Here is a 15718-nt window from a genome sequence, read left to right on the forward strand (position 1 = left end):
TCAGGCGAAGATCGTCACGGTCTGCCGACTCATGGCAATCAACTCCCCTTTCGCACTCCACAACTTCGCGGCGACATGGCCGTAACCGTCGGCCGCGTATTCGATGTCGGCCAGGTATTGGCACCAGTCCAGCGTGCTCAAGTCGTGTAACGGCTGCACGAATTCGATGGTCCAGGTCAGCGTGCTACCCGGCGCCGGTTTCTTCAGATACGGCAACAGCGCCGGCGGCCAGGCATCCACCAGCGCCAGCAGATGCGCCTCGTTGACCGGCTCCTCTTTGACATCCCCACGCAACCGCACCCAGCCGCCCATCAAGCGCGACGCCGTGCCGGAGAACGGAATACCGCCGACGCTCCAGCGCATCGCCAGATGGCGCATGAATTCCGGGGTCACGCCTTTGATGTAGGGCAGCTCCTGGCATTCGTCCCAGTGTTTCATGATCGGCGCCGGGTAGGCTTCGACGGCGACTTCCGAGGGCCGCGAGGCACCGAAGCTGCCCTGAATGATCGTCACCACCTGACCATTCTGCATGGCGCGGCCCAACACCTGGCTGACGGCTTTGCCTTCACGCAGCACATCGACTTCGAAACTCACCGGCACTTCCGGCTCGACCGGGCCGACAAAGGTAATCGCCAGCGAACGCACCGGGCGCTCCGCCGGCACCCTGGCGCGCATGGCTTCAAATTGCAGCGCAGCCACCAGCCCGCCAAAACTGGCGCGGCCCTGCCCCCATTCGGCGGGGATGATTACTTCAGGTTGTTGGCGGACAGCATCGAGCAGATCGCAAAAGCGCATGGCAACCTCGGAAAACGAGAAAGGAATGCGCGGATCTTACCCAGCCCCGGGCGGCGGCGCAGCGTCTATTCCGGTCAAATGGGCTGACAGATAGGCCTTGGCACTTTTCGATTTCGCCGCAAAACCCTTGTAGGAGCTGTCGAGTGAAACGAGGCTGCGATCTTTTGATCTGTTTGCAAATCAAAATCAAAAGATCGCAGCCTTCGGCAGCTCCTACAGGAGATGCGCAAGCTTCAGGATTTGAAACACGTAGCGCTGAGCTTTTCCAGCACTTGATCGGCCTTCAGCTCTGCCTTGATCAACCCGGCCTGCCAGGTGGCCACGCACGGTTGCAGATCAGCCTCCTGCTCGGCACGCGCCAGCCATTGCCAGCAATCGTGCCAGTCGCCCAGTGCGCCTTGCGCGGATTTCAGGCGTTTGTAAGCCGGTTTCGGCAAGCGATCCAGTTCGGGGTAGGCTTCAATGCCATAGCGCACGCGCTTGATCAGCAGGCGCAGGCGATGGCGGTCATGGGCGGGATCGTGCAGCGCTTCGTCGAGTTTCTGCCATTGTTTGCCCAGGCGTTTTTCAATGCGTTTATCCAGATCTTTGAGCAAGCCCTGACGCTCGGACGCGCGCAGAAACCGTGGAAAGGCGTCGAGAATCATCAGCAACGAAGCCAATTCCGCACTCGCCGCCAGCGCCGGATACGCCTCGGCCATTTGCGCCAGACGCCGCTGCGCAGCCTCGGGCTGATCATGCTCGAGCAGATACGCCGCGAGCACTTCGCGATCACGCCACGGTGTGGTCAACTCGCCCACCGCAGACGCCGCCGCCTCCAGTTGCTCGACACCCGGCAAGCCGCGCAACGGCCGCAACAGACTGCGCAAGCGCCGCATCGTGGTGCGCAAATCATGCAACGCCTCGGGATCAGTGCGCGCAGTCAGGCGCGCCTGACATGCCAGCAGCCGCACATCCAGGCTCAACACATGAGCCACCAAGCGATCGATCATTGGGGTCTACTCCGTAGACAGCTGCAAGCTTCTAGCTACAAGCTTCAAGCTGAATGCGTTTGCTTCAAAGCTTGTGGCTTGCAGCTAGAAACTTGCAGCGGCTGTTAACGTCCTGCGCGGGATTCGCGAATGTAGAAGCGGGCTTTTTCGGCTTTCTTGCTGCAGCCTTCGAAGCCTTCGAATTGTTGCTGGGTCTTGGCGGCGGTCAGCAGCGACAGCGCTTTGGAATAGCTGACGGTGCCGGCGAAGCCTTCAGCCTTGGCCAGGTCCAGTTCGTGCCAGGCCGCGTCGAGTTGGCTGCCGCAGCTGTCGCGGTACGCGGTTTTGCCGGCGCAACCGGCCAGAACCAGAGCCATCAACGGTACACAGATCCAGGCTTTCATCACTCACACCTCAAGGTAGGTCAACAGTCGTGCAGGTAAGACGGTCAAGCGGTGAAAAAGTGCCTCGCTGATCGGTCAAACCACGTGGCGCAGAGCATAGCGCGCAAGCGTGCGCCGCGAACGGAAAACGACGTCACCGCTTCGCGCAACGACCTTGGCGATTGAGCCGCTTGGCCGATGCGTGCATTGTGCAGGCTTGTCCGGAGGAAGTTTGATGAAAAAGCGTGTCGCACTGGTGCTGGGCTCCGGTGGCGCCCGGGGCTATGCCCATATCGGCGTTATCGAAGAAATTGAAAGACGCGGCTACGATATCGCCTGCATTGCCGGTTGTTCGATGGGCGCGGTGGTCGGCGGGATCTATGCCGCCGGCAAACTGGATGAGTACCGCCGCTGGATCGAAAGCCTTGATTACCTCGACGTGCTGCGTCTGGTCGATGTGAGTTTCCGTCTCGGCGCGATTCGCGGTGAAAAGGTCTTCGGGCAGATTCGCAAGATCGTCGGCGAGATCAACATCGAAGACCTGCGCATCCCCTACACCGCCGTCGCCGCCGACCTGACCAATCAGCAGGAAATCTGGTTTCAGGAAGGCTGCCTGCATCAGGCCATGCGCGCCTCGGCGGCGATTCCCAGCCTGTTTACCCCGGTGATGCAGGGCAACCGCATGCTGGTCGACGGCGGCATTCTCAATCCGTTGCCGATCGTTCCGGTGGTGTCGAGCCATTGCGACCTGATCATCGCGGTCAACCTCAACGCCACCAATCAGCGCCAGTACAAGTTGCCGGTGATCGAGCGGCCGGCGGCGTTCCGTTCGCGCTTCGACAGTCTGATCAAATCCATGGGTTCGAAGTTGCCGTTCCGCCGTAAACAGGCCGAGCAATTGTTGAAGCTGGAACAGGAAGCCTTGCGCGCCGAGGCGGCGGAGATCAATCCGTGGCTTGAGGGCGTCGAGCCGGAAAGCCAGCAACCGGCCTCCGCCCCGGAACGCGAAGGCGCGCCGAAATCCGCCACCGGCTCGTTCATCATCGATAACGTCGGGCCGGCGTCGCTGCTGGATCTGATCAACCAGAGTTTCGAGGTGATGCAGACCTCACTGGCGCAGTACAAGATTGCCGGGTATCCGCCGGATATCCTGATCAACGTGCCGAAGCGGGTGTGCCGGTTTTTCGAGTTCTACAAAGCGCCGGAGTTGATCGCGCTGGGGCGGGAGATTGCCAGTGATACGCTGGATCGGTATGAGCAGGAGCAGGGTTGAACTGATGCGGATTTTTCGGAGTATTTGATGGCCTCTTCGCGAGCTGGCTCGCTCCCACATTTGAAATGCATTCCCCTGTGGGAGCGAGCCTGCTCGCGAAAGCGTCAGCTCAGCCAGCTTCACTCAACAACCGATACCCCACCCCCGCCTCAGTCACAATAAACCGCGGCCGGGTCGGGTCATCCGCCAGTTTCTGCCGCAGGTGCCCGACCACGATGCGCAGATAATGACTGTCCTCGGTGTGCGTCGGCCCCCAGATATCCTTGAGCAATTGCTGCTGGGTGATCACCCGCCCCGGATGCCGCGCCAGTTGCGCCAGCACCGCATATTCCTTGCGGGTCAGGGCGACTTCGGCGCCGTCGAGCAGCACGCGCCGATAGGCCAGATCCACGGTCAGAGGGCCGAAACTCAGCGCCGCTGGCTGCGCCTCCCCCGCCGGTGCCTGGCGCAACAACGCGCGAACCCGGGCGAGAAATTCCTGAATGCCGAACGGTTTGGTCACGTAGTCGTTCGCGCCGCCATCCAGCGCTTCGACCTTCTGCCCTTCACTGGCGCGCACCGACAGCACCAGTACCGGCGTGGTCGCCCATTCGCGCAACTCGCGCAGGACCTGCTGACCGTCCATGTCCGGCAACCCGAGGTCGAGCACCACCAGGTCCGGTTTGCTAAGCGCGGCTTGTGCCAGGCCTTCAGCGCCAGTGCCGGCTTCGAGCACTTTGTAGCCTTGTGAAGCGAGGCTGATGCGCAGGAATTTGCGGATCTGCGGTTCGTCGTCGATGACCAAAATGGTCGCGGTCTGGCTCATGAATTCACATCAACACAATAGATTGGCAAGAGAGTAGCGCAGTCGACTTCAAGCTTCACCGTCCATCCCCGGTTGCGCCTGCAACGGCAGGTGCAAGGTGATGCAGGTGCCGCGCCCGTCGATGCCGTCAGCCACGGAAATACGCCCGCCGTGCGCGCCGACCATGCCCTGACAGATCGCCAGTCCCAGCCCCGTGCCCTGCCCGCCGCGATCACCGCGCGCGGCGGTGTAGAACATGTCGAAAATCTTCGCTCGATCCTCTTCGGGAATCCCCGGGCCTTCATCGCTGACCGCAAAGAAAATTTCCTGCTCATCGGCACCCGCGCGCAGTTGCAGGCGACCGTGGCTGGGCGAAAATCGCGCGGCGTTCTCCAGCACGTTGACCAGCGCCTGCTCGATCAGCGCCGCGTGCACATAGAGCAACGGCAACTCGGCCGGCACTTCGGTGCTGACCTGCAACGGCGCCAGCACCGCGCGCAGGCGGTTGAGCGAACTGCCGACGATATCGGCCGGCGAAACCCAGTCACGCGCCAGCTTCAAGGCGCCGTGGCCGAGGCGGGTCATGTCGAGCAGGTTCTGGATGTAGCGGTCGAGGCGTTCGGCCTCATCGCGGGTGCCTTCGAGCAGCTCGCGGCGATCCTCCAGCGGGATCGCTTCGCCGAGGGCCAACAGGCTGTCGATGCTGCCGCGCATGGCCGTCAGCGGCGTGCGCAAATCGTGGGACACCGAGGCCAGCAAGGCGCTGCGCAATTGTTCGGTTTCGCCGTGCAGACGCGCCGCTTCGAGGTCATCGGCCAATTGCGCACGAGCCAAGGCTTGCGCCAGCGGCTGACTTAGCGCAGTGAGCAAGCGCCGGCGCTGACCGCTCAAGCTCTGGCCTTCCTTGGCGCAAACACCAAGCAACGCCAGCGGCCCGTCCTCGACCGACAACGGCCACCACCACCAACGCCCCAGCGGCAAGGTGCCGGTGCCCTTGCCCGCCGGTTGATCGTGTTGCCAGGCCCAATCGGCGGCGGCGCGTTCGGCCTCGGTGAATTGCAGCGGCCCGCCGGTTTCGACTTTCCAGCCGCCCTGGCCGTCGCGGTTGAGCAAGCACAATTGCACATCGCTCCAGCCTTCGAGGTGTTGCGCGGCAGCGCTGATCACGGCTTGGCGATCCGTCGCGGCGGTGAGTTTGCGCGACAGGTCGAGCAGTTCGCTGGTCTCTTCCTGCGTATCGCGCAAGGCCTGCAACTGCCGCCGCTGACGCGCCGCGAGGTTGCCGGTGAGCGCCGCCATCAACAGGAAGAACAGCAGCGTCAGCACGTCTTCTTCGCGCTGAATGCTGAAGGAGAAATTCGGTGGAATGAACAGAAAATCGTAGGTCAGAAACGACAGCGCCGCACAGGCCAGCGCCGGGCCGAGGCTGCTGCGCACCGCCACCAGCAACACCGCCGCGAGAAAAACCAGCGAGATGTTCGGCAGCGGCAACACACTCGACACCGCCCAGGCCAGGGCCGTGGCCAACAACGTCGCGACCAGCGCCAGCGCGTAGTCGAACCACACCAGCGTGACTGAATTGCGCGGGCGCGGTTGGCGCTGCTCGTGGTCACTGTCGAGCACGTTGATTTCCAGACCGTGCGCCTGACGCAGCAGGCGCGCCGCCAGACCACCGCCGAACAGTCGACGGCGCAGACGTGGCCGCGACTGGCCGACCAGCAACAGACTGGCGCGGCGTTCGGCGGCGTGTTGAATCAGGGTTTTCGCCACTTCGCCGGCCCGCAACAGCACCACTTCGCCACCGAGGCGTTCGGCCAGTTGCTGGGCGCTTTGCAAACGCAAACGCGATTGCTCATCCCGCGCACTGCCGTTGTCGACATGCACTAGACTCCACGGCAGATGCCGGCGCTGGGCGACGCGGCAGGCGTGACGCACCAGCCGTTCGGCCTGCGCATCGCCATCGATGCCGACCAGCAAACGCCCGCGCACCGCCGGCGCGGCCTGGCCGAGTTGGCGATAGCCTTGGGCGAGATCGTTGTCGACCTGCGCGGCGGCGGTCTGCATCGCCAGTTCACGCAGGGCGGTAAGGTTGGTCTGGGTGAAAAAAGCGTCGATCGCAGCGCGGGCCTGTTCCGGCACGTAGACCTTGCCTTCGCGCAGACGCTCGAGCAATTCACGCGGCGGCAGGTCGATCAGCAGCAGCTCGAAGGCTTCCTGCAGGACCCAGTCCGGCAGGGTTTCGCGCACCTGTACGCCGGTGATGCCGCGCACCTGATCATTGAGGCTTTCCAGGTGCTGGACGTTGACCGTGGTGTACACGTCGATGCCGGCGGCGAGCAGTTCCTGAATGTCTTGCCAGCGCTTGGCGTGACGACTGCCGGGGGCGTTGCTGTGGGCCAGTTCATCGACCAGCACAAGCTTCGGTTTCGCCGCGAGAATGCCGTCGAGGTCCATTTCTTCGAGCAGCACGCCACGGTATTCGCTGCGCACCAACGGCTGCTGCGGCAGGCCACCGAGCAAGGCTTCGGTTTCGGCGCGGCCATGGGTTTCGACCACGCCGGCCAGGACCTTTACGCCCTGGCGCAGTTGCGTGTGGGCAGCCTGGAGCATGGCGTAGGTCTTGCCGACCCCGGGCGCCGCGCCGAGAAAAACCTTGAGCCGGCCACGGCCATCGCGGGGCAGGTCTGCTAACAGTGCGTCGGCGCGGCCGGAGTCGCTCATGCTTGATGCTCTCTCTTACGAATGATCGTTCCCACGCTCTGCGTGGGAATGCAGCCCGGGACGCTCTGCGTCCCATAAAAGCAGACGCAGAGCGTCTATTGATGCATTCCCACGCAGAGCGTGGGAACGATCGGTATCAACTGAATTACAGGTTTTGCAGTGCCAGATTCAGCTCCAGCACATTCACCACCGGCGGCCCAACCAGCGGCTGTTCGATGTGCTTATCGAGCAATTGCTGCAAGGTCGACACCGGCAGGTTACGCGCTGCTGCGACACGCGCCAGTTGATAGGCAATTGCCGCCGGTGGCAAGTGCGGATCGAGGCCGCTGGCGGAGGTGGTCAGCAAGGCCAATGGCACCGGCCCCTGCCCAGCGACTTGTTGTTTTTGCGCGTCTTCGATTACGCGGGTCGCCAGGGCCGGATTGCTCGGCGCGAGGTTGCTGGCGCCGCTGGCGACGGTGGCATAAGCCCCGGCAGAGGGGCGCGGGTGGAACCAGTTGTCACCGCTGAAATCCTGAGCAATCAGCGACGAGCCGCGGACTTTGCCGTCGGCGTCGTGGATCAGGCTGCCGTTGGCCTGAGCCGGGAAAGCGACCTGGGCAATGCCGGTGACCGCGAGTGGATAGGCGACGCCGGTGATCAGGGTCATCAGCGCCAACAGGGTCAGGGCCGGGCGTAGGGTTGTGGACATTGCAGAATCCTCGATTCAGAAACCAGTACTGTGTTGAGTCAGATAAGCAGTGGCGCATTCTTCGCGAGCAGGCTCGCTCCCACAGGGGAATGCAGTTTCAGGTGGGAGCGAGCCTGCTCGCGAAAGCGTTACACCAGATGCAACGCCGTAAGCAGCATGTCGATCACCTTGATCCCCACGAACGGCACGACAATCCCGCCGACGCCATAGATCAGCAGATTGCGCCGCAGCAACGCCGCCGCACTCGCTGCTTGCACACGCACGCCGCGCAATGCCAGTGGAATCAGCACAACGATGATCAAAGCGTTGAAGACGATGGCCGAGAGAATCGCGCTCTGCGGACTGCTCAGATGCATGATGTTCAGCACGCCCAGCTGCGGGTAAATCGAGGCGAACAGCGCCGGCAGAATCGCGAAGTATTTGGCGATGTCGTTGGCGATGGAAAAGGTCGTCAGCGCGCCACGGGTCACCAGCAATTCCTTGCCGATCTGCACCACGTCGAGCAGCTTGGTCGGGTCGCTATCGAGATCGACCATGTTCGCCGCTTCGCGTGCCGCTTGCGTGCCGTCGTTCATGGCCATGCCGACGTCTGCCTGGGCCAGCGCCGGGGCGTCGTTGGCGCCGTCGCCGCACATGGCGACCAGGCGACCGTCGTTCTGCTCGTGACGAATGCGCGCGAGTTTCTTCTCCGGCGTGGCTTCGGCGAGCACATCATCGACGCCTGCTTCAGCGGCGATCGCAGCAGCGGTCAGCGGGTTGTCGCCGGTGACCATCACCGTACGAATTCCCAGTTTGCGCAACTCGGCAAAACGCTCACGGATGCCTGGCTTGACCACGTCCTTGAGATGGATCGCACCAAGCAATTTGCCGTCAGCGCAGACCAGCAACGGCGTGCCACCACTTTGGGCGATCTTGTCGATTTCCCGCGCCAGCGCCGGGGCCAGATCGGTGCGCTGCTGACCGAGAAACGCCAGCAGCGAATCCACCGCCCCTTTGCGATATACGCGGCCCTGATAATCGACGCCAGACAAGCGGGTTTCCGCGCTGAACGGCACGGCGGTCAGGGTTTCCGGGGCCGGCTCAGGTTGTGGATGCAGACCACGAAGGAACTCGACGATCGACTTGCCTTCAGCGGTTTCGTCGGCCAGCGAAGCAAACAACGCGCCTTCGGCCAGCTCACGGCCGCTCACACCCGGCGCGGCATACACCGCGCTGCAACGACGGTTGCCGAAGGTGATGGTGCCGGTCTTGTCGAGCAACAGCACATGCACGTCACCCGCCGCCTCCACCGCGCGGCCGGACTTGGCGATCACATTCAGGCGCACCAGCCGATCCATCCCGGCGATACCGATAGCCGACAGCAGACCGCCGATGGTGGTCGGGATCAGCGTGACCAATAACGCGACAAGGAACACCAGCGGCAGGCTGCCATTGGCGAAATGCGCGAACGGTTGCAGGGTGACGACCACCAGCAGAAAGATCAGGGTCAGGCCGATCAGCAGGATATCCAGCGCGACTTCGTTGGGGGTCTTCTGACGCTTGGCGCCTTCGACCAGGGCGATCATGCGGTCGAGGGTCGATTCGCCAGGGTTGGTGGTGATCTTCACCAGCAGCCAGTCGGACACCAACCGCGTGTTGCCGGTGACGGCGGAACGGTCGCCGCCGGACTCGCGGATCACCGGCGCCGATTCGCCAGTGATCGCCGCTTCGTTGACCGCCGCGATACCTTCGATGACTTCGCCGTCACCGGGGATCATCTCCCCGGCTTCGACTCGCACCACGTCGCCCTTGCGCAGATTGGCAGCCGGCACGATCTTGAAGCTGCCATCGGCTTGGCGGCAGCGGGCGCTGAGGCCTTCGCTGCCGGCCTTGAGGCTGTCGGCGCGAGCCTTGCCACGACCTTCGGCCAAGGCCTCGGCGAAGTTGGCGAACAGCACGGTGAACCACAGCCACAGAGCGATTTGCGCGGCGACGAAGGTCGGCACGTCGGCATCCGGAAGGAAGCACAGCACGGTGGTGAAAATCGCCGTCAGTTCGACCACCAGCATCACTGGCGAACGCGCCAGTTGCCGTGGGTCGAGCTTGACGAAGGCTTGCACCAGCGCCGGGCGCCACAGGGCCGAGATCGCGGTTTTGGCTTGTTCCGGCGCCTTGACGGCGGCGGGTTTGATTGCAGGCATATTCATGATGGATTCCTTAGAAGCCCATACTTAAATGTTCGGCGATAGGACCGAGCGCCAGCGTCGGCAAGAACGTCAGGCCGCCCACCAGCAGAATGGTCACAGTCAACAGGGTCACGAACAGCGGGCCGTGAGTCGGGAAGCTGTTCTGGCCGATCGGTGCGCTTTTCTTCATCGCCAAACTACCGGCCAGTGCCAGCACCGGCAGGATGTAGCCGAAGCGGCCGATCAACATGCCCAGGCCGAGCATCAGGTTGTGGAACGGCGTGTTCGCGCCCAGGCCACCGAATGCCGAACCGTTGTTGGCGCTGGCCGAGGTGTAGGCGTAGAGCAACTGACTGAAGCCATGTGGGCCGGGGTTGCTGATAGTTGCCGCAGCGCTGGGAACCGTGGCGGCAATCGCACCAAGCACCAGCACGCCGACCGGCATCACCAACAAGGTTACGACCAGCAATTGCACCTCACGCGCTTGAAGCTTCTTGCCGAGGTATTCCGGCGTACGACCGATCATCAGCCCGGCGAGGAACACCGCGATCAGCACGTTGAGCAACATGCCGTAGAGCCCCGCGCCGACACCGCCGAAGATCACTTCGCCGACCATCATGTTGACCAGCGCGACCATGCCACTCAGCGGGTTGAGGCTGTCGTGCATGCCGTTCACCGAGCCGTTCGAAGCCGCCGTGGTAGTCACCGACCACAGCACCGTCGCGGTAGTACCGAAGCGCGCTTCCTTGCCTTCCAGCGGCGCGGTCTGCTCGACGGCGGCATTGTTCAGGGTCGGATTCGGCTGATACTCGGCCCACAACGATGTCGCACCGCCGATCAGGAACAACGCCAGCATGCAGGCGATGATCGCGCGGCTCTGGCGCAGATCCTTGACGTAGTGGCCGAAGGTGAACACCAGCGCCACCGGGATCAGAATGATCGAGGCGACTTCGAACAGGTTGCTCCACGCGGTCGGGTTCTCGAACGGATGCGCCGAGTTGACGCCGAAGAAACCGCCACCGTTGGTACCCAGTTGCTTGATCGCAATCTGGCTGGCGGCCGGGCCGAGCGGGATCACCTGATCGACGCCTTGCAGGGTCACGGCATTTACATACTGAGCGAAAGTTTGCGGTACGCCCTGCCAGACCAGATACAGCGCCAGCAGCAGGCACAGCGGCAGCAAGCCATAGAGGGTGGCGCGGGTCATGTCGACCCAGAAGTTGCCGAGGGTCTGCGCCGACTTACGGCCGATCCCACGGCACAGCGCGACAAGTACGGCGAGGCCGGTGGCGGCGCTGACGAAGTTCTGCACGGTGAGACCGACCATCTGGCTCAGGTAGCTGAGGGTCGCTTCGCCGCTGTAGGACTGCCAGTTGGTGTTGGTCATGAAACTGACCGCGGTGTTGAACGCCTGGGTCCATTCCTGGCCCGGCAGGTTTTGCGGGTTCAGCGGCAGGTGATCCTGGAACAGCAGAATCGCAAACAGCAGCAGGAAACCGGCAAGGTTGAACGCCAGCAGCGCCAGCGTGTACTTCTGCCAGCTCTGCTCCGCCTGCGCATCGACCCCGGCAAGACGATAGCAACCGCGCTCGACCGGTCCGAGAATCGGCGTCAGCCAGGTGCGCTGGCCCTCCATGACCTTGTAATAGAAGCGCCCAAGGAACGGCGCCGGCAGCAGGACCAGCGCAAAAAACCCGAGGATCAGCCAATAGTCATAACTGTGCATAGCCGCTCCTAGTTCCGGTCCGCGCGCAACAGCGCAACCAACAGATAAATGAACAGCCCCACTGCCAACAGCAGTGACACCCCGTCCAGAACGCTCATGGAAAATCTCCGTGTAACGGCGTATTGCCGCGTGTGCAGCGATTGTCGGGAAGGAGGCTGTAAAAGAACGAGAGCGAGGGCCGGCGTGGGTCATAAAGAAAGCGTAAAGAGTGGGTTTATGCGGGCTTTACGGCTGAGTTTCGTGGTGTTTGGGCTGCGCCTTCGCGAGCAGGCTCGCTCCCACCGGGGCAACGCATTTCAAAATGTGGGAGCGAGCCTGCTCGCGAAGACGGCATCACCGACAACATCGCACCCAACTGGCGCACAAAAAGCAGCTATCCCCACCCGAACATCCCCCCTGCGACAGCTTTGAACTCATTACGACTTGTTTCACGGTAGTGGCACGCCCACTGCACACGCTCTCCCTCGAGCTTTCCAACCATTGCGGGAGCAAGCGCATGAACACACAACTCAAACCCACGCTGGGCACGTTCCACCTGTGGGGTATTGCCGTGGGGCTGGTGATTTCCGGGGAATATTTCGGCTGGAGTTACGGCTGGGGCGTGGCCGGTACGCTGGGTTTTCTGGTGACCTCATTCATGGTCGCGACCATGTACACCTGCTTTATCTTCAGCTTTACCGAACTGACCACCGCGATTCCCCATGCCGGCGGGCCGTTTGCCTACAGCCGCCGCGCGTTTGGCGAAAAAGGCGGATTGATCGCCGGACTGGCCACACTGATCGAATTCGTCTTCGCCCCGCCAGCGATTGCCTTGGCGATTGGCGCGTATCTCAATGTGCAATTTCCGGCACTCGACCCGAAACACGCGGCGGTCGGGGCGTACATCGTGTTCATGGGCCTGAACATTCTCGGGGTGAAACTGGCCGCGACGTTCGAGCTGATCGTCTGCGTGCTGGCGGTGGCTGAGTTGCTGGTGTTCATGGGCGTGGTCGCGCCGGCGTTCAGCTTCAGCAACTTCGCGCTGAATGGTTGGGCCGGTTCCGACGTCTTCGGCGCGCCGGCAATTGCCGGGATGTTCGCGGCAATTCCATTTGCAATCTGGTTCTTCCTCGCCATCGAAGGCGCCGCCATGGCCGCCGAGGAAGCCAAGGACCCGAAACGCACGATCCCAAAAGCCTACATAAGCGGCATCCTGACGCTGGTGCTGCTGGCAATGGGCGTGATGTTCTTCGCTGGCGGCGTCGGCGACTGGCGCACCTTGTCCAACATCAACGACCCACTGCCGCAGGCGATGAAAACCGTGGTCGGCGACAACTCCGGCTGGCTGCACATGCTGGTCTGGATCGGCCTGTTCGGCCTGGTCGCCAGTTTCCACGGCATCATCCTTGGTTATTCGCGGCAATTCTTCGCCCTCGCCCGCGCCGGTTACCTGCCCGCCTCATTGGCAAAACTGTCGCGCTTCCAGACCCCGCACCGCGCAATCATCGCTGGCGGCCTTATCGGCATCGCGGCGATCTACAGCGACGGTCTGATCAACCTCGGCGGCATGACACTCACCGCCGCGATGATCACCATGGCCGTGTTCGGCGCCATCGTGATGTACATCATGAGCATGCTCAGCCTGTTCAAACTGCGTAAATCCGAGCCAAACCTGGAGCGCACCTTCCGCGCGCCGTGCTATCCGCTGGTTCCACTGATCGCGCTGGTGCTAGCGGTGGTTTGCCTGGTAGCGATGGCGTGGTTCAACACACTGATCGGGCTGATTTTCCTCGGTTTCATGGCGGTGGGGTTCTGCTACTTCATGCTCACCGGGCAACTGCGCGCCGATGCGCCGGCGGATGCGATGTTGACCGGTCTGTAACACGGTTCGGGTGTGCCGGGCATAAGCGGCCTAGAATGGAACCACTGCGAAGTCGTTTCGCTCAAAGGTGGTATGCAGCATCGCACGGCGAAGTCCTCGCCCGTCGAGCTGCCATTAAGGAGAGCCGTTATGCCCTGGTATGCCTGGTTGATTCTGGTCGTTGCGATCGGCTCGATTGTCGGCGGATTGATGATGTTGCGCGACACCGCCAACAAGGTCGAACTGACCGATGAAGAACGCAAGCGCGTCGCACAGCGCAATGCCGAAGCGGATGCCAAGGATGCGCAAGACCGCTGATACCAACCCCGCCGCAATGGCGGGGTTTGTTTTTTCAGCACAATGGGACTTACCCGCAGGCTGTTTAGATTTTAGAAGTACAGTCACCATTTAATCTTCCGTGGTTAAGATGGCAGCATCGTCGCGGAGAGCTCCACATGCGTTACTCGCCAGATCACAAAGCCCAGACCCATCAACGCATCATCAAGGAGGCTTCCGCCCGACTTCGCAAGGACGGTATCGGCGGCACCGGCCTGCAGCCTTTGATGAAAGCCCTGGGCTTGACCCATGGCGGTTTCTACTCGCACTTCAAATCCAAGGAAGAGTTGGTCGAAAAAGCCCTGCAAGAGGCCGGCGAGCAAGTCGCGGGCCTGTGCGAAGAAATCTTCGCGCAGGAAAACCCTCTGCAAGTGTTCATCGACACCTACCTGTCAGAGTGGCATCAGACCTCGCCCGACGAAGGCTGCCCGCTGCTGACCATTTCCTCGGAGCTGGGCCTGCGCGGCCAACCAAGCCCCACCAGCGACGAAGTCCTCAATGCTCGCCTCGAACAAATTCAAGGCACGCTCGAAGGCGAGAACAGCGCCGATCGCAGCATTGTCATCATGGCCACCCTGGCTGGCGCATTGCTGCTGTCACGCAGCGTCGCGGATGCCGACTTCGCTCAGCGCATCCTCGACGTCACCCGCGAACATCTCAAGCAATCGAGCGATTAACCTTCCCAGCGTTTGAACAACACGCTCGCATTGACCCCGCCAAAACCAAAGCCGTTGGACAAGGCATATTCGATTGACATGGAGCGCGCCTCGCCATGCACGATGTCTACCCCTTCGCTCGCCGGATCCGGGTTTTCGAAGTTGAGCGTTGGTGGCACCACCTGATCACGAATCGCCAGCAGCGTGAAAATCGCCTCCAGCCCACCCGCCGCGCCGAGCAAATGACCGGTAGCGGATTTGGTCGAAGTCACGGCGATCTTGTTCTCCGTGCCAAACAACGCCTTGATCGCCGCCAACTCGCCCAAATCGCCGACCGGCGTCGACGTCGCATGTGCGTTGAGATGCTGCACCTGCTCCGGCGTCACACCGCCCTGAGCCAGTGCCAATTGCATCGCCCTGCGAGCGCCACTGCCGTCTTCCGGACCGGCGGTCAGGTGATAGGCGTCGGCGGTGGTGCCGTAACCGACCAGTTCGGCCAGCGGCTTCGCACCGCGTGCAAGCGCATGCTCCAGCGACTCGATGACCAATAGACCGGCGCCCTCGCCCATCACGAAACCATCGCGCCCACTGTCGAAGGGACGCGAAGCTTTTTCCGGGGTGTCGTTGTAGCCGCTGGACAGCGCCCGCGCCGCCGCGAAACCGGCGAGACTGACGCGATCAATCGAAGCTTCCGCACCGCCACATACAGCGATGTCCGCCTCCCCCGCCCTGATCAACCGCGCTGCATCGCCGATCGCCTGAACCCCGGCGGCACATGCGGTAACCGGAGCGCCCAACGGCCCTTTAAGGCCATGCTGGATCGAGACATGACCCGCCGCGAGATTGACCAGAAACGATGGAATGGTGAACGGCGACAAACGCCGAGGACCACGGCTGTCGGTGGTACGCACCGCATCGGCAATCGCACCGAAACCACCGACACCCGAGCCGATGATTGTTGCAGTGCGCTCCTGGCTTTCAGCGTCCGCCGGATGCCAGCCGGCCTGCTCCAGCGCCTGCCGCGCCGCTTCCATGGCAAACATGATGAAGCGATCCATCTTCTTCTGTTCCTTGGGCGGCGTCGCACGATCCGGATCAAACCCGGCCTCGGCATCCTCCTCCACCGTCGGCACACTGCCACCGACCCGGGTCGGCAGATCAGCCACGACTGCATCTGGCAAGTTGCGCAACCCGGAACGACCGGCCAGCAAACGCTGCCAGACAATTTCAACATCACTGCCCAAGGGTGAAACCAAGCCCATGCCCGTGACGACGACTCGACGTTGGTTCATACCGTGGTTACCCCTTATCAATTCAAAATTCGACATGCACCGGTGTGCTGCGATTCGACTGCTGAATCAGTCCCGAGCGAAATTA

General features: G+C 62.3%; 14 protein-coding genes. 4 read left to right on the forward strand and 10 right to left on the reverse strand.

Going from position 1 to position 15718, the window contains the following annotated elements; all coding sequences use genetic code 11:
• The 3 genes from AB9L16_RS17935 to AB9L16_RS17945 all read right to left on the reverse strand — a co-directional run bounded on the left by AB9L16_RS17935 (window position 1) and on the right by AB9L16_RS17945 (window position 2170).
• Complete coding sequence (locus AB9L16_RS17935) at window positions 1-795, reverse strand: acyl-CoA thioesterase (protein ID WP_375122484.1); 795 nt, start codon at window positions 793-795, stop codon at window positions 1-3.
• Between the two features lie 233 nt (window positions 796-1028).
• A complete protein-coding gene (locus AB9L16_RS17940) occupies window positions 1029-1787 on the reverse strand; it encodes a CHAD domain-containing protein (protein ID WP_375122485.1) in 759 nt (252 codons plus the stop codon).
• Between the two features lie 104 nt (window positions 1788-1891).
• Window positions 1892-2170: a hypothetical protein gene (locus tag AB9L16_RS17945; RefSeq protein ID WP_016770894.1), complete on the reverse strand. Its 279-nt coding sequence runs from the start codon at window positions 2168-2170 to the stop codon at window positions 1892-1894.
• Window positions 2171-2384: 214 nt separating this feature from the next.
• On the opposite strand from AB9L16_RS17945, the gene AB9L16_RS17950 reads away from it, so the two are divergent.
• The gene (locus tag AB9L16_RS17950) at window positions 2385-3422 is read left to right on the forward strand and encodes a patatin-like phospholipase family protein (protein ID WP_110601565.1); all 1038 of its coding nucleotides are present in this window, start codon (window positions 2385-2387) and stop codon (window positions 3420-3422) included.
• Between the two features lie 109 nt (window positions 3423-3531).
• Here the strand turns inward: AB9L16_RS17950 and AB9L16_RS17955 are convergent, their stop codons facing one another.
• The 6 genes from AB9L16_RS17955 to kdpF form a co-directional block, all read right to left on the reverse strand.
• Window positions 3532-4227, reverse strand: a complete 696-nt coding sequence (locus AB9L16_RS17955; RefSeq protein WP_016770895.1) for a response regulator — start codon at window positions 4225-4227, stop codon at window positions 3532-3534.
• A gap of 48 nt (window positions 4228-4275) precedes the next feature.
• Window positions 4276-6927: a DUF4118 domain-containing protein gene (locus AB9L16_RS17960; protein ID WP_375122486.1), complete on the reverse strand. Its 2652-nt coding sequence runs from the start codon at window positions 6925-6927 to the stop codon at window positions 4276-4278.
• 145 nt (window positions 6928-7072) lie between these two features.
• Entirely contained in the window at window positions 7073-7618 is a 546-nt protein-coding gene (gene kdpC / locus AB9L16_RS17965) for a potassium-transporting ATPase subunit KdpC (RefSeq protein ID WP_375122487.1), read from the reverse strand.
• 128 nt (window positions 7619-7746) lie between these two features.
• A complete protein-coding gene (gene kdpB / locus AB9L16_RS17970) occupies window positions 7747-9804 on the reverse strand; it encodes a potassium-transporting ATPase subunit KdpB (RefSeq protein WP_282387534.1) in 2058 nt (685 codons plus the stop codon).
• A 10-nt stretch (window positions 9805-9814) separates the two neighbouring features.
• On the reverse strand, window positions 9815-11509 hold the full coding sequence (gene kdpA, locus AB9L16_RS17975; protein ID WP_236168449.1) for a potassium-transporting ATPase subunit KdpA: 1695 nt from the start codon (window positions 11507-11509) through the stop codon (window positions 9815-9817).
• An 8-nt stretch (window positions 11510-11517) separates the two neighbouring features.
• Window positions 11518-11607 (reverse strand): K(+)-transporting ATPase subunit F, encoded by a 90-nt coding sequence (kdpF, locus tag AB9L16_RS17980; protein WP_007899818.1) that lies wholly within the window; start codon window positions 11605-11607, stop codon window positions 11518-11520.
• 398 nt (window positions 11608-12005) lie between these two features.
• Between kdpF and eat the strand changes: the two genes are divergently transcribed.
• From eat to AB9L16_RS17995, 3 genes are all read left to right on the forward strand, one after another.
• Window positions 12006-13370: an ethanolamine permease gene (gene eat, locus AB9L16_RS17985; RefSeq protein ID WP_375122488.1), complete on the forward strand. Its 1365-nt coding sequence runs from the start codon at window positions 12006-12008 to the stop codon at window positions 13368-13370.
• Between the two features lie 129 nt (window positions 13371-13499).
• Window positions 13500-13667, forward strand: coding sequence for a DUF2897 family protein (locus tag AB9L16_RS17990; protein WP_016770901.1), 168 nt, complete (start codon window positions 13500-13502; stop codon window positions 13665-13667).
• Between the two features lie 137 nt (window positions 13668-13804).
• Complete coding sequence (locus AB9L16_RS17995) at window positions 13805-14362, forward strand: TetR/AcrR family transcriptional regulator (protein WP_375122489.1); 558 nt, start codon at window positions 13805-13807, stop codon at window positions 14360-14362.
• Here the strand turns inward: AB9L16_RS17995 and fabF are convergent.
• A complete protein-coding gene (gene fabF / locus AB9L16_RS18000) occupies window positions 14359-15633 on the reverse strand; it encodes a beta-ketoacyl-ACP synthase II (RefSeq protein WP_375122490.1) in 1275 nt (424 codons plus the stop codon). The genes AB9L16_RS17995 and fabF overlap by 4 nt on opposite strands.
• Window positions 15634-15718 lie beyond the last annotated feature (85 nt).

Source organism: Pseudomonas sp. LW8, from assembly GCF_041956865.1.
Taxonomy (GTDB): Bacteria; Pseudomonadota; Gammaproteobacteria; order Pseudomonadales; family Pseudomonadaceae; genus Aquipseudomonas; species Aquipseudomonas siliginis.

Bases quoted from the DNA above. Each gene is read 5' to 3' on its own strand.
- kdpC (WP_375122487.1), bottom strand. From the start codon at position 7,618: ATGTCCACAACCCTACGCCCGGCCCTGACCCTGTTGGCGCTGATGACC.
- AB9L16_RS17945 (WP_016770894.1), bottom strand. From the start codon at position 2,170: ATGAAAGCCTGGATCTGTGTACCGTTGATGGCTCTGGTTCTGGCCGGT.
- AB9L16_RS17960 (WP_375122486.1), bottom strand. From the start codon at position 6,927: ATGAGCGACTCCGGCCGCGCCGACGCACTGTTAGCAGACCTGCCCCGC.
- AB9L16_RS17995 (WP_375122489.1), top strand. From the start codon at position 13,805: ATGCGTTACTCGCCAGATCACAAAGCCCAGACCCATCAACGCATCATC.
- AB9L16_RS17955 (WP_016770895.1), bottom strand. From the start codon at position 4,227: ATGAGCCAGACCGCGACCATTTTGGTCATCGACGACGAACCGCAGATC.
- AB9L16_RS17940 (WP_375122485.1), bottom strand. From the start codon at position 1,787: ATGATCGATCGCTTGGTGGCTCATGTGTTGAGCCTGGATGTGCGGCTG.
- AB9L16_RS17935 (WP_375122484.1), bottom strand. From the start codon at position 795: ATGCGCTTTTGCGATCTGCTCGATGCTGTCCGCCAACAACCTGAAGTA.
- kdpF (WP_007899818.1), bottom strand. From the start codon at position 11,607: ATGAGCGTTCTGGACGGGGTGTCACTGCTGTTGGCAGTGGGGCTGTTC.
- kdpB (WP_282387534.1), bottom strand. From the start codon at position 9,804: ATGAATATGCCTGCAATCAAACCCGCCGCCGTCAAGGCGCCGGAACAA.
- AB9L16_RS17950 (WP_110601565.1), top strand. From the start codon at position 2,385: ATGAAAAAGCGTGTCGCACTGGTGCTGGGCTCCGGTGGCGCCCGGGGC.
- kdpA (WP_236168449.1), bottom strand. From the start codon at position 11,509: ATGCACAGTTATGACTATTGGCTGATCCTCGGGTTTTTTGCGCTGGTC.
- eat (WP_375122488.1), top strand. From the start codon at position 12,006: ATGAACACACAACTCAAACCCACGCTGGGCACGTTCCACCTGTGGGGT.
- fabF (WP_375122490.1), bottom strand. From the start codon at position 15,633: ATGAACCAACGTCGAGTCGTCGTCACGGGCATGGGCTTGGTTTCACCC.
- AB9L16_RS17990 (WP_016770901.1), top strand. From the start codon at position 13,500: ATGCCCTGGTATGCCTGGTTGATTCTGGTCGTTGCGATCGGCTCGATT.